General features: G+C 73.9%; 18 protein-coding genes. 12 read left to right on the top strand and 6 right to left on the bottom strand.

Annotated features, from left to right (window positions below):
* Positions 1-47 precede the first annotated feature (47 nt).
* Genes mycP through JQN83_RS14810 form a run of 3 tightly spaced genes read left to right on the top strand, consistent with a single transcriptional unit; the run spans position 48 to position 3,042 of the window.
* Positions 48-1,445, top strand: coding sequence for a type VII secretion-associated serine protease mycosin (gene mycP, locus JQN83_RS14820; RefSeq protein WP_208567730.1), 1,398 nt, complete (start codon positions 48-50; stop codon positions 1,443-1,445).
* Between the two features lie 41 nt (positions 1,446-1,486).
* Positions 1,487-2,284, top strand: a complete 798-nt coding sequence (locus JQN83_RS14815; RefSeq protein WP_208567729.1) for a phosphatase PAP2 family protein — start codon at positions 1,487-1,489, stop codon at positions 2,282-2,284.
* Positions 2,285-2,313: 29 nt separating this feature from the next.
* Complete coding sequence (locus JQN83_RS14810) at positions 2,314-3,042, top strand: phosphatase PAP2 family protein (RefSeq protein ID WP_208567728.1); 729 nt, start codon at positions 2,314-2,316, stop codon at positions 3,040-3,042.
* Positions 3,043-3,105: 63 nt separating this feature from the next.
* Here JQN83_RS14810 and JQN83_RS14805 read toward each other — a convergent pair whose 3' ends face one another.
* The 6 genes from JQN83_RS14805 to JQN83_RS14780 form a co-directional block, all read right to left on the bottom strand.
* Positions 3,106-4,284, bottom strand: a complete 1,179-nt coding sequence (locus JQN83_RS14805) for a MarP family serine protease (protein WP_208567727.1) — start codon at positions 4,282-4,284, stop codon at positions 3,106-3,108.
* 58 nt (positions 4,285-4,342) lie between these two features.
* Positions 4,343-5,041 (bottom strand): NUDIX hydrolase, encoded by a 699-nt coding sequence (locus JQN83_RS14800; RefSeq protein ID WP_208567726.1) that lies wholly within the window; start codon positions 5,039-5,041, stop codon positions 4,343-4,345.
* Between the two features lie 100 nt (positions 5,042-5,141).
* Positions 5,142-5,807, bottom strand: coding sequence for a TlpA family protein disulfide reductase (locus JQN83_RS14795; protein WP_208567725.1), 666 nt, complete (start codon positions 5,805-5,807; stop codon positions 5,142-5,144).
* The gene (gene nth, locus JQN83_RS14790) at positions 5,804-6,592 is read right to left on the bottom strand and encodes an endonuclease III (RefSeq protein WP_208567724.1); all 789 of its coding nucleotides are present in this window, start codon (positions 6,590-6,592) and stop codon (positions 5,804-5,806) included. Before nth ends, JQN83_RS14795 begins: the two co-directional genes overlap by 4 nt.
* A gap of 52 nt (positions 6,593-6,644) precedes the next feature.
* Positions 6,645-7,802, bottom strand: coding sequence for a CapA family protein (locus JQN83_RS14785; RefSeq protein WP_208567723.1), 1,158 nt, complete (start codon positions 7,800-7,802; stop codon positions 6,645-6,647).
* 56 nt (positions 7,803-7,858) lie between these two features.
* Positions 7,859-8,596, bottom strand: coding sequence for an adenosylcobinamide amidohydrolase (locus JQN83_RS14780; RefSeq protein ID WP_208567722.1), 738 nt, complete (start codon positions 8,594-8,596; stop codon positions 7,859-7,861).
* A gap of 220 nt (positions 8,597-8,816) precedes the next feature.
* Here JQN83_RS14780 and JQN83_RS14775 point away from each other — a divergent pair, with 220 nt between their 5' ends.
* The 9 genes from JQN83_RS14775 to JQN83_RS14735 all read left to right on the top strand — a co-directional run bounded on the left by JQN83_RS14775 (position 8,817) and on the right by JQN83_RS14735 (position 19,319).
* Entirely contained in the window at positions 8,817-9,494 is a 678-nt protein-coding gene (locus tag JQN83_RS14775; RefSeq protein ID WP_067306583.1) for a Crp/Fnr family transcriptional regulator, read from the top strand.
* Between the two features lie 166 nt (positions 9,495-9,660).
* The gene (locus tag JQN83_RS14770) at positions 9,661-10,404 is read left to right on the top strand and encodes a metallophosphoesterase family protein (protein WP_208567721.1); all 744 of its coding nucleotides are present in this window, start codon (positions 9,661-9,663) and stop codon (positions 10,402-10,404) included.
* Positions 10,405-10,520: 116 nt separating this feature from the next.
* Complete coding sequence (locus JQN83_RS14765; RefSeq protein WP_208567720.1) at positions 10,521-11,159, top strand: TetR/AcrR family transcriptional regulator; 639 nt, start codon at positions 10,521-10,523, stop codon at positions 11,157-11,159.
* A 33-nt stretch (positions 11,160-11,192) separates the two neighbouring features.
* Positions 11,193-11,399: a hypothetical protein gene (locus JQN83_RS14760; RefSeq protein ID WP_208567719.1), complete on the top strand. Its 207-nt coding sequence runs from the start codon at positions 11,193-11,195 to the stop codon at positions 11,397-11,399.
* Positions 11,396-13,102: an acyclic terpene utilization AtuA family protein gene (locus tag JQN83_RS14755; RefSeq protein ID WP_208567718.1), complete on the top strand. Its 1,707-nt coding sequence runs from the start codon at positions 11,396-11,398 to the stop codon at positions 13,100-13,102. Before JQN83_RS14760 ends, JQN83_RS14755 begins: the two co-directional genes overlap by 4 nt.
* On the top strand, positions 13,099-14,295 hold the full coding sequence (locus JQN83_RS14750) for an acyl-CoA dehydrogenase family protein (RefSeq protein WP_208567717.1): 1,197 nt from the start codon (positions 13,099-13,101) through the stop codon (positions 14,293-14,295). Before JQN83_RS14755 ends, JQN83_RS14750 begins: the two co-directional genes overlap by 4 nt.
* A 58-nt stretch (positions 14,296-14,353) precedes the next feature.
* A complete protein-coding gene (locus tag JQN83_RS14745) occupies positions 14,354-15,955 on the top strand; it encodes an acyl-CoA carboxylase subunit beta (RefSeq protein WP_208567716.1) in 1,602 nt (533 codons plus the stop codon).
* Between the two features lie 182 nt (positions 15,956-16,137).
* Entirely contained in the window at positions 16,138-18,159 is a 2,022-nt protein-coding gene (locus JQN83_RS14740) for an ATP-binding protein (RefSeq protein ID WP_208567715.1), read from the top strand.
* A complete protein-coding gene (locus JQN83_RS14735) occupies positions 18,156-19,319 on the top strand; it encodes an acyl-CoA dehydrogenase family protein (RefSeq protein ID WP_208567714.1) in 1,164 nt (387 codons plus the stop codon). The genes JQN83_RS14740 and JQN83_RS14735 overlap by 4 nt, the downstream gene beginning before the upstream one ends.
* Positions 19,320-19,334: the final 15 nt, after the last annotated feature.

Below are 19,334 nucleotides of genomic sequence, written 5' to 3'. Positions count from 1 at the left end.
CGGCGGGGAGAACCGGTAATCTCCGTGCAGCAGGTGTCCCGTGATGAATGGCTGACGATGTGACCAGGGTTGGGCAGGGCTCCCCGACGGCGCTGCACCGGTTCGCCGGGCGGGCGCTGCTCGGTGTCGCGGCGACCACCGTCACCGTGTTGGGCACGGCCCCACCCCCGGCTGCCGCCGCGGTCCCCGCCTCCATGCCGGCCGCGTCGTCGGTCTCCACGGTGGCCGGCCGTCCGGCCGCGCTGGCCGGGGCGCGCACCGGCACCCCGCTGGCCGAGCCCGACTTCGCCCCGGTGCAGGCCCGTGCCGACCGGGTCCGCGACGACCAGTTCCAGCTCGACGAGCTGAACGCGGCCACCGCCTGGCGTACCTCGACCGGGCGCGGCGTGACGGTCGCGGTGATCGATTCCGGGGTGGACGGTGGCCACCCCGACCTGGTCGGCCAGGTGCTGCCCGGCATGGACCTGGTCTCCCCCGCCGGCGGCGACGAGCCGGACCCGGTGGGGCACGGCACCACGGTGGCCAGCCTGATCGCCGGGCGCGGCGACGACCGGCGGGGCGTGGTCGGGCTCGCGCCGGACGCCCGGATCCTGCCGGTGCGGGTGCTCGACGACGAGAACCGCTACGACGACGCGATGATCGTCGCCAAGGGGGTGCGCTGGGCGGTCGACAACGGCGCCCGCGTGATCAACCTGTCCCTGGGTGGCAGCGGCGACAGCCCGGCCCTGGCCGCCGCGCTGGACTACGCGTTCGCCCGGGACGTGGTGGTGGTGGCCTGCACCGGCAACGTCGCCACCTCCACCACCTCGAAGGTCTGGTATCCGGCCCGGGAGCCGGGGGTGATCGCGGTGGCCGGTCTGGAACGCGACAGTGAGAACCTCTGGTCCGGTTCGATCACCGGCCATGCCACCACGCTGGCCGCTCCGGCGACCGGCCTGGTCGGGGCCCGCCCGCCGAGCAACTACTGGGGGGTGCAGGGCACCAGCTTCGCCGCGCCGCTGGTGACGGCGACCGCCGCCCTGGTCCGCGCCCGCTACCCGCAGATGTCCGCCGGGGATGTGGTGAACCGCCTGCTGAGCACCGCGAAGGACATCGGTCCGACCGGCCGGGACGACCGCTTCGGGTACGGCCTGGTCGACCCGGTGGCCGCGCTCACCGCCGACGTGCCGCTGATCTACCGCAACCCGTTGGACGACAACGACTCCCCCGGGGTGGTCGGGTTCGGCCCGGCCCCCGGTTCCGCCGACGACACCCGGGCCGGCGGCACCGGTAGCGACCCGCTCGGCTTCGCCGCACCCCGCCAGCAGACCCGGTGGACGGCCCAGCCGGCCGGTGGTGCCGACGACGCCGCCCCCCGCCGGTTGTGGACGGGGGTCGCCGTGGCGGTCGCCCTGGTCACCGGGGTGGCGTTGATGGTGCGCCGGTTCCGGTTGTGGGGCCGGTGAACCGGGCCTGAGATCGGGTGCGGGTGGGTAGAGCAGGGCGCATGAGTTCCTCCGGTCCGCGTACCTCCGTATCCTCGTCGGAACGGTCCTGGCGGGACCGCCGCCTGGACCGGGACCACTCGCTCGGGTTGCGGTTGACCCTGGCGTCGGCGGCGGCGTTCCTGCTGCTGGTGCCGTTCGCGTTGCTGGCGGTGCTGGTGGTGGGGGCCTGGTCGCCGCTGCACGACCTGGACGCCGCGGTCACCGACGCCCTGCACCGGTTCGCCGCCGACCATCCGGTGTGGGTGCGGGCGATGAAGGCGTGGACGCACCTGGCGTCGCCGGGGCCGCTGCGGGTGGCCGCGCTGGTCGTGGTGGTGTGGTCGTGGCGTCGCGGAGCCCGCCGGCTGGCGCTCTGGGTGGTCACCACGATGGCCGTCGGCGGGGCGCTCGGTGCGCTGTTGAAGCTGCTCGTCGGCCGGGACCGACCGGAACTGCTCGACCCGGTGGCCCGCGCCGCCGGGTTCTCCTTCCCGTCCGGGCACGCGCTGAACGCGACCCTCGCGGCGGGGGTGCTGCTGCTGGTGTTCCTGCCGTTCACCCGGGGCCGCCCGGTGGCCCGGGTGCTGCTCTGGACGGCCGCCGTGCTGCTGGTCGGGGTGACCGGGCTGAGTCGGGTGGCGCTGGGCGTGCACTGGGCCAGCGACGTGCTCGGCGGCTGCCTGCTGGGGGTGGCGGTGGTGGCGGCCACCACGGCGGCGTTGCGCACCTGGCGGGAGCAGGCCGGACTGCCGGCCACCCGGGCCACCGTGGACGGGGTGTCGCCGGAAGTGGCCGATCGACCGGGCCCGTACGCGTAGCGGGTCACCGGCGGGGGTACTGGGCGGCCATGTCCGCCATCGCTGCGCAGGTCGCCAAGCGGGTCCTTCTTCCGGTGACCCTGCTGCTCGCCTTCATGGTCCTGCTCGGGCTGCTGGTGACCCGGGTCCTCGACGACGTCTGGCCGTTCACCGTGGAGGACACGGTCAACCGGGAGTTGGCCGCCGACCGCACCGGCGGGTGGAACAACGTCTCGCTGGTGTTCAGCACGCTGGCCAGCACCCAACTGATCGTCGTGGTCACCGTGCTGGTGGCGCTGGTGCTCCGGCTGGTGCTGCACCGCTGGCGGGAGCCGCTGTTCCTGTGCGCGGCGGTGACCGCCCAGGCGCTGGTCTTCCTGCTCACCACGATGGCCATCGACCGGCAGCGCCCGGCGGTGGAACACATGGACGTCTCCCCGCCGACGTCGAGCTTCCCGTCCGGCCACACCTCGGCGTCGGTCGCTCTCTATGTCGGTATCGCGCTGCTGCTGGCGCTGCGGGCCAGGAGCACCGCCGGCAAGGTCACCTGGTGGACCCTGCTGGTGCTGGTGCCGGTCGGGGTTGCGGTGACCCGGATGTACCGGGGCATGCACCACCCGAGCGACGTGGTGGCGTCCTTCGTCAACGGCGGCACCTGTGTGGTGATCATGGCGCGGGCGGTCCTCGACCGTTCGCTGACCTGGGGCCGGGCCAAGCTGCCCGGCCGCGCCCCGGCGGGCGGGGACACCCCGCCCGCCCACGCTCCGGCCGCCGGCTGACCCCGGGTCCCGCCCGACCGCCGGCTCACCCCGGTCCCGGCCGGTCGGGAGGCGTCGGCGGGCTCAGGTGCAGTCGCCGGTGGCCACCCCACGGGTACGCTCCGCGCCGGCCAGCGCCACCGGTCGGGCCTCCTCGGCGGTGACCGCGAAACCGGTGTTCGGGTCGTCCGCCGCCGCCGCGAAGATCACCCCGAGCACCAGGCCGTTGGAGGAGACCAGCGGGCCGCCGGAGTTCCCGCTGCGCACCAGCGCCCGGATCGTGTAGATCTCCCGGTTCACCTTGCTGGCGTTGTAGATGTCCGGGCCCTCGATCCGGTCCACGTCCCGGATCCGGGCCGGCCGGGCGTCGTACGGGCCGTCGAGGGGGAAACCCAGCACGATCGCGTCCGCGCCGCTGCCGGCCTGCCCGGCGGCGAAGCGCAGGGACGGACCGGGCAGCCCCGGCACGTACAGCACGGCCAGGTCGCGGTCCGGGTCGTAGACGACGACCTCACCGTCGTACCGCTCGCCGCGCAGTTCGACCGCGACGGTACGGGTGCCGGCCACCACGTGCGCGTTGGTCATCACCCGGTCGTCGGCGTAGACGAAGCCGGAACCCTCGATCCGGCGTGAGCAGCTCGGCGCGGAACCCAGCACCTTCACCACCGCCCGCTGGCTGTTCGCCACCACCTGGGAACCGGCCAGCGCCGGGTCCGGTGGGGCGACCTGCCGCGCCGAGGTACGGCCCAGCCCGTTGAACACGTCGGGGAACCCGTTGGTGTCGACGGTGTCCCGCAGCGCGGTGGACAACTCCTGGGCCTGGTCGGGCAGGACCCGGTCCACCACGGTCAGCAGCGCGCTGTTCTTGACCGAGGCGGCCAACCAGGGCAGCGACGAGGAGCCCAGCGGGACCGCGACCAGCCAGGCCACCAGCATCACCGCGAGGATCGAGACGAACGCGCCCCCGATGTCATCGGCCCGCCTGGCGGTGTCGTTGGTGATCGTGCGTCGCAGGTGGGAGCCGAGCCAACCGGCCAGCGCCTGGCCGAGCACGGCGAGCCCGAACACCGCGACCAGGGAGACCAGCACCCGTGTCCCGCTGTCGACGAACTGTCGGGCCAGCAACGGCCCGAGCTGGAGACCGATGAGCGCACCCAGGAAGAACCCGGAGAACGACAACGCCCCGATGACGAAGCCCTGACGGTATCCGCTGATCGCGAACACCAGCATGAGCAGGAGCAGAACGAGATCCACGGCCGACACCGGTCAAGGGTACGTGCACCGGACACCCGTGCGGCGCTGTGGATGCGGAACGTGACGGTCAGGTCAGCGGGCCGGCCAGTTCGTCCGCCTCGTCGGTGCCGGCGGAGGGGGCCGGGGTGGCCCCGGTCGGCGGTAGTTCGACCACCCGCGACCAGGGCCACGGGCGGGCCCAACCGCCCATCTCCAGCAGGGCGGCCAGCACTCCGGCGGTGAAACCCCAGACCAGCATCCCCCGGACGGAGAACGCCGGGCCGATCCAGCCGCTGGAGTGGCGGACCCGCAGCCGGTTGGCCGGGTCGACCAGCTCGGCGACGGGCAGCCGGGCGACGTGCGCCACCTCGGCCGGCTCCCGGGGGTGCACCGGGTGCGGGCTGTGCCACCAGGCCAGCACCGGGGTGACCACGAAGTCGCTGACCGGGATCCAGAGCTTCGGCAGCTCGGCGAGGACGGTCACGCTGGCCGGGTCGAGGTCGACCTCCTCGTTGGCCTCGCGCAGCGCGGTGGCCCGCGCGTCGGCGTCCTCCGGGTCGGCCGCGCCGCCGGGGAAGGCCGGTTGGCCGGCGTGGTTGCGCAGCGTGGCGGCCCGTTGGAGGACCAGCACGTCGGGGCCGACGCCGGGCTGTTCACCGAGCAGCACCAGCACCGCGCTCTCCCGGCCGCCCTCCTCGGGGGTGGTCAGTCGGGTGAAGTCCTCGGCGCGGGCGGTGCCGAGCCGGTCCAGCAGCGGGTCGAACCAGGACGGCGGACGGGGATTCACCGGGTCGGCCCGGCACCGGGGGTCGGCCTCACACGGGCACCGGGGGTCGGCCTCACACGGGCACCGGGGGTCGGCCTCACACGGGCACCGGGGGTCGGCCTCACGCGGGCACCGCCAGACCGAGGTGCCGGCGGACCAGGTCGGCGAGGCGGGTGTCGTCGAGCGCGCCGGAGTTGTCGGTGTGCCGGATCCGCCCCTGCGCGTCGACCAGCAGGGTGAGCGGTACGGCCGTGCGACGCAGCTCCCGTTGCAACGCCTCGCCCTGGTCGAAGAGCACCGGGAACCGGATGCCGAAGTCCTCACCGATGGCCTGCGCGCCGTCCCGGCTGTCCCGGCTGTTCACCCCGATCACCTGGAGCTGGCCGGCGGCGCGGACGCTGAGCCGTTGGAAGGCGGGCAGCTCCTGGCGGCAGGGCGGGCACCAGGAGGCCCACACGTTGATCACGGCCGGGCCGTGGATGTCGCGCAACGCCACCGGGGACCCACCGGTGAAGCAGGAGAGCGTCAGCTCGGGCAGGAGGCTGCCGCCACCGTCGGCCGGAGCCGGGCTGCCGGCCGTACCGCTGCCATCGCCGGCACCGGCGGACCCGGTGGGGGCGGCGGTGCCAGGGACCGGCGGGGCGGTCAGGGTGGCGCAGTCGGCGAACGGCGACGGGCGCGGGGCCCGGTCGGGGCCGGTGGCGGAGCCAGTCGGCTCGGCGGCGGCGGTGCAGCCGGCGAGGACCAGCAGCGGCGGGACGAGCAGTGCGGCGAACCGGCGTTTCACGGTGCCTCCGCGACGACGGCCTGTGCCGGCACCAGCTCCGGGTCTACCCCGGCGGCGACCGCGAGCTCCCGGGCGCGGGGGCCCTTGAGCAGCTTGGCGGCGGCGGCCGGCTCGGTCGGCCCGAGCCCGTACGACGGGCAGAGCCGGCTCAGGGTGCACGCCCCGCAGGCCGGCTTGCGGGCGTGGCAGACCCGCCGGCCGTGGAAGATGATCCGGTGCGAGAGCATGGTCCACTCCCGCTTGGGGTAGATCGCCCCGATCTCGTGTTCGATCTTGACGGGGTCGGTCTGGATGGTCAGCCCCCAGCGCTGCACCAGCCGCTGGAAGTGGGTGTCGACGGTGATCCCCGGGACGTCGAAGGCGTTGCCGAGGATGACGTTGGCCGTCTTGCGGCCGATCCCGGGCAGCGTCACCAGGTCGGCCAGCCGGCCGGGGACCCGGCCGTCGTACCGCTCGGTCAGGGCCTGGCCCAGCTTGATCAACGAGTCGGTCTTGTTGCGGTAGAACCCGGTCGGCCGGATCAGCTCCTCCAGCTCGCCCCGGTCCGCCCCGGCGTAGTCGGCCGCCGTCGAATAGCGGGCGAACAGCTTCGGGGTGACCTCGTTGACCTTCTTGTCGGTGCACTGGGCGGAGAGGATCGTGGCGACGGCCAGCTCCAACGCGGTGGAGTGGTCGAGTTCGCAGTGGGCGTCCGGGTGCGCCTCGGTCAGCGCCCGGCCGATCCGCCGGGCACGCCGGGTACGGCCGAGTTCCGTCTCGACCCGGCCGGGAGAGCTGATGGTCACGCCGGCCAGCCTACGTCGCCGCCCCGACGGGCCGCCGGAGCACGCCCCCGGGTCAGCCGGCGTCGGGCGGGCTGATCTTCCCCTTGCCGTCGAACCGCGCCCCGGTACGCGGGAAGTCGTTGCCGCTGAGCTGCTTGACCAGCCCGAGCCCCTGGTCGGCGGAGTCCATCCCCGGCTTGCCCACGGAACTCATCCGGGTGGAGGTGAACGAGCCACCGGCGAAGCTGCCGTCGGGCTTGAGGGAGACCTTCAGCACTCCGCCCCAGCCGAGCCGGCCGGTCGGGTTGAGCGACCGGGCACCCCCGGCGAAGTTGCCCAGGCTGTACGCGATCAGCCGGCCCTGGTAGAACTCCATCCCGCGCAGCACGTGCGGACCGTGCCCGACGATCAGGTCGGCCCCGGCGTCGATCATGGCGTGGGAGAACTTCACCGGGTCACCCCGGTTCTCGCCGAGGAACATCTCGGTGCCGGGCCGGACCCGGGTCTTGTCCGACCCCTCGCCACCCATGTGCACCTGCACCACGACCAGGTCGGCCATGGTGGCGGCCTTCTCGACGACCCCTTTGGCGGCGTCGATGTCGACCAGGCTGTTGGACCACGGGTACGACGAGAAGCCGGCCACCGCGACCTTCACCCCGCCGACCTCGACCACGGTGATCTGGTCCGGCGCCCCGGTGTGCTTCAGGCCGTGCTTCTCCAGTGCCTGCTGGGTGTTCTCGTAGCCCTGCGGGCCGAAGTCGTAGCCGTGGTTGTTGGCCTGGTTGAGCAGCTGGAACCCGGCGTCCTTGAGATGGGAGGCGTACTCCGGGGGGACGCGGAACTGGTAGCAGTTGCTGGCGTTCGCGCCGCACTTGCCGGTGCCGGTATCGGTGGTGAGCGGCTCCTCCAGGTTGCCCATCACCAGGTCGGCCTTGAGCGCACCCTTGACCTCGTCGAAGAAGCCCTTGCCGCCGTTGGCGGGCAGCCGGGACGGGGCCATCCCCATCACGATGTCCCCGGTTGCCGAAAGGGTCACCGACTCGTCCTTGCCGGCCGCCCCGGTGGTGGTCGGTACCGGGGAGCCGCTGGCACCACCGCCACCGCCCGGACGCCAGACCGGGTCCGGGGTGTCGTGCTGGGCGCAGCCGGCGAGGAGCACGGCGAGCAGCGCGCCGGTGGCGTACGCGGCGCGGCGGCGGGGACGGGACTGGGAGAAGGCGGCAGAGTACATCGCCCGCGACGCTACCGGGTGGGTAATCGACCGACGACGGCCGATCGGACGGAAGTTCAGCACGACCGCCGCTGCGACCACGGGACGCAGGGCACCGCCCCGCCGTCGCGGACCGCCGCGTGGACGACCCGGGCCAACGGGGCGCCCCAGGTCGACCGGGGGCCGCCGTAGGGCTCCGCCCGGCCGGCCGGCGGGCAGAGCACGGTGACCGCGTCGGTGGGGGTGCCGGTGCCCGGTAGGCCGAGTTCCCCGATCGCCTGGCACTTCGCCTCGGTGGCGGTGGCGACGGCGTTCACCAGTGCGGCGTCGCCGAGCGCCACCGGCACGTACACGACGACGTTGACCGTCCCCACCCGCTGCGCCGGGGCCCCGCCATGCCCGGGGGCAGTGCCCTGGCCGGAGGCGACGCCCTGCTCGGGAGCAGTGCCCTGCTCGGGGGTAGCGGGCTGGGCGGGGGCGGCGGCCCAGAGGGGGGTGCCGAGGCCGACGGTGACCCAGGCGCGGACGCCGGTGTCGGTCCGGGTCACCACCTCGGCGACGTCCACTCCGGTGAGCAGGCCGATCCCGGGCCCGTCGAGGCCGAGCCGGTCGGCGAGCTCAGCCAGGTGGGCCGCCGGGTCGTCCCGGTGGTACGACATCGGCACGGTCGCGTTGACCACCCAGTGGCGTACGCCGACCCCACCACCGAGCGGGCCGGAGCTGACCGCCCGCAGCGGTGAGCCGGCCCGCCACACCAGGAGCGGTATGTCCCATCCGTCCTCGAAGCGGTCGGTCAACACCGGGTCGCCAAGCACCGGGACACCCTACGACCAGCGGCGACAACTGCCGGTGAGCAGGTGGTGTGGGCGGCTGATCGTAGTGGCCGATCGGGTCGGCGGGGTTACGCCCAACGATCAAGTTTCCCGGGGTGCAGCTCTGATTCGTCCTCACGTGCGCCTAGACTTGGCGGCGCGCGAGGGATCAGCGGACGGCGGACCCGGCCGAGGGACGGCAACGCGCAACCGGAGGTGCGCGATGGACGAGGTACTGGCCCGCAGCGGGATCTTCCAGGGTGTCGACCCGGAGGCTGCCGAGGCGCTCGCCAAGGAGATGGAGACGATCGACGTCCGCAAGGGCGAGATCGTGTTCAACGAGGGCGAGCCCGGCGACAGTCTCTACATCCTCCTGTCAGGCAAGATCAAGGTCGGGCGTCGGGCAGCGGACGGCCGGCAGAACCTGATCGCGGTGATGGGCCCGTCGGACATGGTCGGCGAGCTGTCGCTCTTCGACCCCGGTCCGCGTACGGCCACCGCCACGGCGGTCACCGACACCCGGCTGGTCCGGCTGCGCAAGCAGGCGCTGCGGCCCTGGCTGAACAACCGGCCCGAGATCGCCGAGCAGCTGCTGCGGGTGCTGGCCCGTAGGCTGCGCCGGACGAACGACTCGCTGGCCGACCTGATCTTCACCGACGTGCCGGGCCGGGTCGCCAAGAACCTGCTCCAGATGGCCGGCCGGTTCGGCACCCGCGACGGCGGCGTGCTGCGGGTGACCCACGACCTGACCCAGGAGGAGATCGCCCAGCTCGTCGGCGCCTCCCGCGAGACGGTCAACAAGGCGCTCGCCGACTTCGCCTCGCGGGGCTGGCTGCGGCTGGACGGCAAGAGCATCATCATCCTCGACCCGGAGCGTCTCGCCCGCCGCGCCCGGGTCTGACCGGCACCGCCTCACCGTCCGAGCCAGGACCGCCCCCGCCGGCGGCCCTGGCTCGTCGGCATTCCGGCCCGGTTCCACCCGCCCCGGTCGACCGGTCGGCGATGGCCCGCTCTGCCCGGCGCAGAATCCCTCGACAACCCGCTCCGCCGGGCGCGACCCTGGACCGGTGCTGGAACGCGTAGCGGTGCTCTCCGACGTCCACGGCGCGTTGCCCGCGCTGGAGGCGGTGCTGGCCGAGCCGGAGGTGGCCGCCGCCGACCTGGTCGTGGTGACCGGTGACGTGGCGGCCGGCCCACAGCCGGTCGAGGTGCTGGACCTGCTCGCCGGGCTGGGTGCCCGGGTCCGCTGGGTACGCGGCAACGCCGACCGGGAGCTGGTGCAGGCCCGCGCCGGCCGACCGTCGGAGCACGACGTCTCGAACTGGGCGGCCGAACAGCTCCGGGCCGACCAGGTGGACCTGCTGGCCGCGCTGCCGCTGACGCTCACCCTCCCGGTCGCCGGCCTCGGTCCGGTCCTCTTCTGCCACGCCACGCCCCGCGACGACGAGGAGGTGGTGCTCGTCGACTCCCGGCCGGCCCGCTGGGCCGAGGTGTTCGCCGGATTGCCCCCGGAGGTGCGCACCGTGGTCTGCGGGCACACCCACATGCCGTTCACCCGGCTGGTCGACCGCCGCCTGGTGGTCAATCCGGGCAGCGTGGGCATGCCGTACGGCGGGCCGGGGGCGTACTGGGCGCTGCTCGGTCCGGGGGTGCAGCTGCGCCGTACGGGATTCGACGTGGACGCGGCCTGTGCCCGGGTCGCCGCCGGGTCGGGCTATCCGGACGCCGCCGCCTGGGCGGACGAGTACCTGCGCTCCCGGCACAGCGACCTCGACGCGCTCACCGCCTTCGCCCCGCGCGACGGCCGCTGACCGGCGACCGGCACCGGAACGGCACCGGACCGGACCGGCGGCACCGGCCGGGGTCACCACGGGAGCCTAAAAAAGTCAGGCTTGACTGTTTGTTTCGACGACGGCACGCTGTTCCCGTGTCCACCCCGTCGACCCGCGTCCCGCAGCAGGAACGCAGCCGCGCCACCCAGGCCCGGCTGCTGGAGGCGACGGTCGACTGCCTGGTGCGGTACGGCTGGTCGGGCACCACCACGACCGTGGTCGCCGCCCACGCCGGTGTGTCCCGGGGCGCCCAACTGCACCACTACCCCACCAAGGCGGCCCTGGTCACCGCCGCCGTCGCCCACCTCGCCGAGCGCCGCGCCGAGGAGTTGCGCGTCGAGGCCGAGGCGCTGCCGGTCGGGCCGCAGCGGCTCGACCGGGTGATCGACCTGCTCGGCGTCGCGTTCACCGGGCCGCTCTTCGTCGCCGCGCTGGAGCTGTGGGTGGCCGCCCGCACCGACCCGGAGCTGCGCGGCGCGCTGGTGCCGTTGGAGGCCCGGGTGGGCCGGGAGATGCACCGGCTCACCGTCGCACTGCTCGACGTGGACGAGCGCCGCCCCGGCGTCCGCGAGGCCGTACAGGCCACCCTCGACCTGCTGCGCGGGCTCGGCGTGGCCAACCTGCTCAACGACGACTCGGCCCGGCGCACCGCCCTGCTGCACACCTGGAAACACCAGCTCGCCACCCTGCTCGCCCCCGGAGCAGCAGCACCGGGCCACGACGACCCGGCCTGACCCCATTCACCGGCCCACCCGACCGGAGGCACCATGGTCGACCCGACCGCACTGCTCGTCGACCTGACCGACGGGTCCGACCAGCTCGTCGCCGCGCCGGACCCATCGGACGTACTGCCCGACCGCAGCGGCCGTACCGTGCTCGCCGCCGCGTGGCTGGACGTGGCGCAGGTCCGCGCCGGCCCGCCGGGGGCAGACCGCGCACCACGCGCGGGCGCAGTCGGGACGGTCCTCCGGTGACCGGGGTGCTGCGGGTCGGCAACGCCTCCGGCTTCTACGGCGACCGGTCCACCGCCTGGCGGGAGATGCTCGACGGCGGTGAGCTGGACGTGCTGACCGGCGACTACCTGGCCGAGCTGACCATGCTGATCCTCGGCCGGGACCGGCTGCGCGACCCCGACCTCGGCTATGCCAGGACGTTCCTGCGCCAGCTCGAAGGGTGTCTCGGTACCGCCCTCGACCGGGGGGTGCGGATCGTCACCAACGCGGGCGGGCTGAACCCGGCCGGGCTGGCCGCCGCGATCGGCGTGCTCGCCGACCGGCTCGGCCTCACCGTCCGGGTCGCCCACGTCGAGGGCGACGCCCTGGCCCGGCCGGACGCGCTCACCGCCAACGCCTACCTCGGCGCGTTCGGCATCGCCGCCTGCCTCGACGCCGGGGCGGACGTGGTCGTCACCGGGCGGGTCACCGACGCGTCGCTGGCGGTCGGGCCGGCCATCGCCCGGTTCGGCTGGGGGCGGGACGACCTGGACGCACTGGCCGGGGCGACCGTCGCCGGGCACCTGATCGAGTGCGGGGCGCAGGTCACCGGGGGCAACTTCAGCTTCTTCACCGAGCTGCCCGACGGCGGTCACCGGCCCGGCTTCCCGATCGCCGAGATCCACCCGGACGGCTCGTCGGTGCTCACCAAGCACCCCGGCACCGGCGGCGCGGTCACCGTCGAGACGGTCACCGCCCAACTGTTGTACGAGGTGGGCGGCCCCGACTACCTCGGCCCGGACGTGGTGACCCGGCTGGACACGGTACGGCTGCACCCGGACGGGCCGGACCGGGTCCGGGTGGACGGGGTCCGGGGCACCCCACCGCCGGCCATCCTCAAGGTGGGCGTCAACAACCTGGGCGGCTTCCGCAACGCGATGACGTTCGTGCTCTGCGGGTTGGACATCCCGGCCAAGGCGGCCCTGGTCCGGGGGCAGGTCGAGGCGGCGGTCGGCACGGACGGGCTGGAGTTCACGCTGGCCCGTACCGACCATGTCGACGCGGTCGACACCGAGACGGCGAGCGCGCTGCTGCACGTACACCTGCGTGACGGTGACCGGGCGCGGGCCGGGCGGGCGTTCTCGGCGGCGGCGGTGGAGCTGGCCCTGGCCTCCTATCCCGGTTGCACGTTGACCACCCTGCCCGGCGACGCCACCCCGTACGGGGTCTTCACCGCCGACGCCGTGCCGCAGGCCGACGTGCCGCACGTGGCCGTCCTACCCGACGGCACCCGGCTGCCGGTCCCGCCGCCACGGACGGTGGCACCGGCCGTGGCGGGGCCGACGCCCGGCACGGCGGGCCCGACCCCGGTGGCCGGGCCGACCCGGCGGGGGCCGTTGGGTGAGCTGGTCGGGGCACGGTCGGGTGACAAGGGTGGCGACGCCAACCTCGGCGTCTGGGCGCGTACCGATGCGACCTGGGAGTGGCTGCGCGGGTGGCTGACCGTCGACCGGCTGGCCGAGCTGCTGCCGGAGACGGCCGCATCGACCGTCGAGCGGTACGAGCTGCCGAACCTGCGGGCGGTCAACTTCGTGATCCGGGGCCTGCTCGGGCCGGGGGTGGCCGCCTCCACCCGGTTCGACCCGCAGGCCAAGGCGCTCGGCGAACTGCTCCGCTCCCGCATCGTCGACCTGCCCGCCGCCCGCACCCCCGGACCGCCGGCAGCCGGGGAGGCGGACCGGTGACCATCGTGGACACCCCGGAGCGGCGGCAGCTACGGGAGCTGACCCGGGCCTTCGTGACCCGGGAGGTGCTGCCGCACCTGGCCGACTGGGAACGGGCCGGTGAGGTCCCGCGCGCGCTGCACGCCACCGCCGCGAAGCTCGGCCTGCTCGGCGTCGGCTTCCCCGAGTCGGTCGGCGGCAGCGGCGGCGACCTGCTCGACTCGATCGTGGTCACCGAGGAGATCATCCGCTCCGGCGGCTCGTCCGGGCTCGTCGCGGCGCTGTTCACGCATGGCATCGCGCTGCCGCACATCGTCGCGGCGGCCGGCGGGCGGACCGGCGGCACGCTCGGTGGCCGGCTCGCCGCCCGCCCGTCCGCCGCCGACGACCCGCTGGTCACCAGGTACGTCCGGCCGACGCTGGCGGGTGAGCTGATCGGCGCGCTGGCGATCACCGAACCGGACGCCGGCTCCGACGTCGCCGCGATCCGCACCACCGCCCGCCGCGACGGCGACCACTACCTGGTGAACGGATCGAAGACGTACGTGACCAGCGGGGTACGCGCCGACTTCGTCACCACCGCGGTCTGCGGCGACTTCCCCGGCAGCGGGTCGCTGCACCTTCTGGTGATCGACAAGGGCACCCCCGGGTTCACCGTCGGCCGGAAACTGGACAAGCTCGGCTGGCACTGCTCGGACACCGCCGAGTTGTCCTTCGTGGACGTCCGGGTGCCGGTGACCAACCGGATCGGCGAGGAGGACACCGGCTTCCTGGCGATCATGCAGGGCTTCGCCGCCGAGCGGCTCTCCCTGGCCACCCAGGCGTACGCGACGGCGCAGCGCTGCGTGGAGTTGTCGACCCGCTGGTGTCGGGACCGGTCCACGTTCGGTCGTCCGCTGGCCAGCCGGCAACTGGTCCGGCACCGGCTGGCCGAGATGCACACCCGCGCCGAGGCGGCCCGCGCGTACGTGCACCAGGTGGCCGCCCGGGTGGCGGCCGGCGAGCCGGTGGTGACCGAGGTGGCGATGGCGAAGAACGTCGCGGTGGCCGCCTGCGACCAGGTGGTCGACGCCGCGCTGCAACTGCACGGCGGCTTCGGCTACCTGCGCGACGCCGAGGTGGAGCGGCACTACCGGGACGCCCGCATCCTCGGCATCGGCGGCGGCACCACCGAGATCATGAACGAGATCATCGCGAAAGGCCTGGGCCTGTGAGCGCGAGGAGTGAGCCGGGTCTACGAGCCCCGCAGCCGCGAACGAACGGGGGAGATCTGTGACGAGACTGGAGAGTGCGGTCGATCCGGCCGCGCCGGCCTTCGTGGCCAACCGGGACGCGCTGCGGGACCGGCTCGCCGAGCTGGACGCCGCGCTCGACCAGGCGCGGGCCGGCGGCGGCGAGAAGTACGTGGCCCGGCACCACCGGCGCGGGAAACTGCTGCCCCGGGAGCGGATCGAGTTGCTGCTGGACCGGGACAGCCCGTTCCTGGAGTTGTCGCCGGTCGCCGGGTACGGCAGCGACTTCCCGGTCGGGGCGAGCGTGGTCACCGGCATCGGCGTGGTCGAGGGCGTCGAGTGTCTGATCGTCGCCAACGATCCGACGGTACGCGGCGGCGCGGTGAACCCGTGGTCGCTGGCGAAGACCCGACGGGCCGGCGAGATCGCCCTGGCGAACCGGCTGCCGATGGTCAACCTGGTGGAGAGCGCCGGGGCGGACCTGCCCACCCAGGCGGAGATCTTCATTCCGGGCGGTCGGGTGTTCCGCGACCTGACCCGGCTCTCCGCCGCCGGGATCCCCACGGTCAGCGTGGTCTTCGGCAACGCCACCGCCGGTGGCGCGTACGTGCCGGGGATGTCCGACCACGTGATCATGATCCGGGACCGGTCGCAGGTCTACCTGGCCGGGCCGCCGCTGGTGAAGATGGCCACCGGCGAGGTCACCGACGACGAGTCGCTCGGCGGCGCGGCGATGCACGCCGGCACGTCCGGCCTCGCCGACCAGCTCGCCGAGGACGAGCGGGACGGCATCCGGCTGGCCAGGCGGTGCGTACGCCGGTTCAACTGGCGCAAGAAGGGGCCACCGCCGCGCAATCCAACGCCGACCCCACCGAGGTACGACCCGGAGGAGCTGCTGGGCATCGTCAGCGCCGACCTGAAGGTGCCGTTCGACCCGCGTGAGGTGCTGGCCCGGGTCCTCGACGGCAGCGAGTTCGACGAGTTCAAGCCGGCGTACGGCACCGCGCTGGTCACCGGCTGGGGCGAGCTGCACGGCTACCCGGTGGGGGTGCTGGCGAACGCCCGGGGGGTGCTGTTCAGCGCGGAGGCGCAGAAGGCGGCCCAGTTCATCCAGCTCGCCAACGCCGCCGACACCCCGCTGGTCTTCCTCCAGAACACCACCGGCTACATGGTCGGCACCGAGTACGAGCAGCGCGGCATCATCAAGCACGGCGCGCTGATGATCAACGCGGTGGCGAACTCGACGGTGCCGCACCTGACGGTCAACCTGGGCGCCTCGTACGGGGCCGGCAACTACGGCATGTGCGGCCGGGCGTACGAGCCGAGGTTCCTGTTCACCTGGCCGAACGCGAAGTCGGCGGTGATGGGTCCGGCGCAGTTGGCCGGGGTGCTGTCGATCGTCGCCCGGCAGGCCGCCGCCGCCCGGGGCCGGGACTACGACGAGGACTCCGACGCGGCGATGCGGATGATGGTCGAGCAGCAGATCGAGTCGCAGTCGGGGGCGCTGTTCCTGTCCGGCCGGCTCTACGACGACGGGGTGATCGACCCCCGGGACACCCGTACCGTCCTCGGGCTCTGCCTGTCGGCGATCCACAACGCACCGGTGAAGGGCGCCGACGGCTTCGGCGTCTTCCGGATGTAGTGCCCGTGAGCGCGAGGAACGCAGCGCAGCGGAGTCCCGCAGTCGCGAACGAAAGGCAGGCACCGTGAGCGCGAGGAACGCAGCGCAGCGGAGTCCCGCAGTCGCGAACGAAAGGCAGGCACCGTGAGCGCGAGGAACGCAGCGCAGCGGAGTCCCGCAGTCGCGAACAGCAGCGAGAGGGCATGATCATGGTTGTTCGGAAGCTGCTGGTGGCCAACCGGGGGGAGATCGCCCGCCGGGTCTTCGCCACCTGCCGGGCGCTGGGCGTGGCGACGGTCGCCGTGCACTCCGACGCCGATGCGGACGCGCCGTACGTGGCCGAGGCCGACGAGGCGGTCCGGCTGCCGGGGAACACGCCGGTCGAGACGTACCTGCGGATCGAGCTGATCCTGGACGCGGCCCGGCGCACCGGCGCGGACGCCGTCCACCCGGGTTACGGGTTCCTCGCCGAGCACGCCGGGTTCGCGGCGGCCGTGGTCGACGCGGGCCTGACCTGGGTCGGTCCGCCGGCCGGGGCGATCGCGGCGATGGGCGACAAACTGGCGGCGAAGGAGCTGCTGGCCGACGCGGGCGTGCCGATGCTGCCCTCCTGGACCGACGGCGACGAGGTCACCGACTTCCCGGTGCTGGTCAAGGCGTCCGCGGGGGGCGGCGGCCGGGGGATGCGCATCGTCCGCGACCCGGCCGACCTGCCGACGGCCGTCGACTCGGCACGCCGCGAGGCCGCCGCCGCGTTCGGTGACGGCACGGTCTTCGTCGAGCGGTACGTCGAACGCGGCCGGCACGTCGAGGTGCAGATCTTCGGCGACACCCACGGTACGGTCGTGGCCCTCGGTGAGCGGGACTGCTCGATCCAGCGGCGGCACCAGAAGATCGTCGAGGAGGCCCCGGCGGTGCTGCCCGACGGGGTGCGGGAGCGGCTGCACGCGGCGGCGGTCGCCGCCGGGCGGGCTGTCGACTACGTCGGGGCGGGGACGGTGGAGTTCCTGCTCGCCCCGACGGGTGAGTTCTTCTTCCTGGAGATGAACACCCGGCTCCAGGTGGAGCACCCGGTCACCGAGGCGGTCACCGGGCTGGACCTGGTCCGGCTGCAACTGCTGGTCGCCGAGGGTGGCGTGTTGCCGGTGCCGGCGACCCCGCCGGCCGACGGCCACGCGATCGAGGTACGGCTGTGCGCGGAGGACCCGACGCAGGGGTTCCGGCCGGCGACCGGCACGCTGCACCGGTTCACGGTGCCCGGGGTGGCCGGTGAGTTCACCCCGACCCGGGGCCTGCGGCTCGACTCGGGGGTGGGCACCGGGTCGACGGTGGGCGTGCACTACGACTCGATGCTCGCCAAGCTGGTCGCCTGGGCGCCGACCCGGGGCGAGGCGGCCCGAATGCTCGCCGGGGCGCTGGCCCGCGCCGAGCTGCACGGGGTGGCCACCAACCGGGACCTGCTGGTCCGGGTGCTGCGCAGCGCGGAGTTCGGCGCGGCGCAGGTGGACACCGGGTTCCTGGACGCGCATCCCGAGGTCTTCGCGCCGCTGTTGCCGGCCGACGGGCTGCCGGTCGCCGCGCTGGCCGCCGCCCTGGCCGGGGCCGCCGCGCGTCGGGCCGCCGCCCCGGTGCTCGCCGGTCTCCCCTCGGGCTGGCGCAACGTGCCGGCCGTCCCGCAGGTCGTCCGGTACGCCACGACGGCCGGGGACGAGATCGAGGTGCGCTACCGGCTGGACCGGTCCGGCGGTCTCGCCGACTGGTCCACCGACCCGACCGCCGCCGGACCCGGCCCGACGACGGCCGACGCACCGGACGTCCCGCCGGTGGTGGAGCTGGTGACGGCGGCACCGGACCGGGTGCTGCTCGACGTGGCCGGGGTACGGCGGGCGTTGCGCGTACACCGGGCGGGGTCGGTGGTCTTCGTGGACGGCCCGGACGGGGCGGCGGAGCTGACCGAGCTGCCCCGCTTCCCGCTGCCCTGCGCGGCGTTGGCGGTCGGGTCGCTGCTCGCGCCGCTGCCCGGCACGGTGACCCGGGTGCACGTGGCGGCCGGTCAGCGGGTCGCCGCCGGTGACCTGCTGCTGACCCTGGAGGCGATGAAGCTGGAACATCCCGTGCTCGCCCCGACCGACGGCGTGGTCGCCGACCTGCCGGTGCCCGCCGGTGGGCAGGTCGAGACGGGTGCGGTGCTGGCCGTGGTCAACCCTGAGGAGGCACCCCGATGAACTTCGACCTCACCCCCGAGCAGGATCAGCTCCGCGACGCCGTCCGCGCGCTGGGCCGCCGGTACGGCCACTCCTACTTCGTCGAGAAGGCGAAATCCGGCGGGCACACCACCGAGTTGTGGGAGGAGGCCGGCCGGCTCGGCTACCTGGGTGTCAACGTCCCCACCGAGTACGGCGGCGGCGGTGGCGGCCTCACCGAGCTGGCCATCGTCTGCGAGGAGCTGGCCGCCGCCGGTTGCCCGCTGCTGCTGCTGGTGGTGTCGCCGGCCATCGCCGCCACGGTGATCCACCGGCACGGCACCGATGAGCAGCGCAAGCGTTTCCTGCCCGGGTTCGCCGACGGCTCGTTGAAGGTGGTCTTCGCGATCACCGAGCCGGACGCCGGGTCGAACTTCCACCGGCTCGGCACGGTGGCCCGCCGCGACGGCGACGACTGGCTGCTCTCCGGCCGCAAGTGCTACATCTCCGGCGTGGACGAGGCGCAGTACGTGCTGGTGGTGGCGCGTACCGAGGACGCGGCGACCGGGAAGCTCAAGCCCGCGCTGTTCCTGGTGCCGACCGACGCGGCGGGGTTGACCTGGTCCAAGCTGGACATGGAGATCGTCTCCCCGGAGAACCAGTTCCTGCTCTACCTGGACGACGTCCGGCTGCCCGCCGACGCGCTGGTCGGCGGGTCGTTGGACGCCGGCCTGCCGGCGCTGTTCGCCGGGCTGAACCCGGAGCGGATCACGGTGGCCGCGATGGGCGTCGGCACCGGCCGGTACGCCATCGAGCGGGCCACCGAATACACCGCCACCCGTAAGGTCTGGGGTGGGCGGAGCATCGGCGCGCACCAGGGGGTGGCGCATCCGTTGGCGCATGCGGCGGTGCAGGTGGAACTCGCCCGACTGATGATCCACAAGGCGGCCACCCTGTACGACGCGGGCCGCGACCTGGAGGCCGGCGTCTGCGGCAACATGGCCAAGTACGCGGCCGGGGAGGCCGCCGCGCTGGCCGTGGACACCGCCGTGCAGGCCCTCGGTGGGGCCGGCATGACCACCGAGTACGGCGTGGCGACGCTGCTCGGTGCGGTGCGGGCCGGCCGGATCGCACCGGTCAGTCGGGAGATGATCCTCAACTTCGTCGCCCAGCACGTGCTGGGTCAGGAGAAGTCCTACTGATCCTGCGGGTCGACG

This window comes from Micromonospora antibiotica (assembly GCF_017599305.1).
GTDB lineage: Bacteria > Actinomycetota > Actinomycetes > Mycobacteriales > Micromonosporaceae > Micromonospora > Micromonospora antibiotica.
The sequence above is the reverse complement of the archived record's forward strand: the minus strand, read 5'-3'. Positions and strand labels throughout refer to the sequence as shown.

Excerpts from the sequence above, each read along its gene's own strand:
- JQN83_RS14810 (WP_208567728.1), top strand. The coding sequence starts at position 2,314 with ATGTCCGCCATCGCTGCGCAGGTCGCCAAGCGGGTCCTTCTTCCGGTG.
- JQN83_RS14815 (WP_208567729.1), top strand. The coding sequence starts at position 1,487 with ATGAGTTCCTCCGGTCCGCGTACCTCCGTATCCTCGTCGGAACGGTCC.
- JQN83_RS14775 (WP_067306583.1), top strand. The coding sequence starts at position 8,817 with ATGGACGAGGTACTGGCCCGCAGCGGGATCTTCCAGGGTGTCGACCCG.
- mycP (WP_208567730.1), top strand. The coding sequence starts at position 48 with ATGGCTGACGATGTGACCAGGGTTGGGCAGGGCTCCCCGACGGCGCTG.
- JQN83_RS14735 (WP_208567714.1), top strand. The coding sequence starts at position 18,156 with ATGAACTTCGACCTCACCCCCGAGCAGGATCAGCTCCGCGACGCCGTC.
- JQN83_RS14740 (WP_208567715.1), top strand. The coding sequence starts at position 16,138 with ATGATCATGGTTGTTCGGAAGCTGCTGGTGGCCAACCGGGGGGAGATC.
- JQN83_RS14760 (WP_208567719.1), top strand. The coding sequence starts at position 11,193 with ATGGTCGACCCGACCGCACTGCTCGTCGACCTGACCGACGGGTCCGAC.
- JQN83_RS14785 (WP_208567723.1), bottom strand. The coding sequence starts at position 7,802 with ATGTACTCTGCCGCCTTCTCCCAGTCCCGTCCCCGCCGCCGCGCCGCG.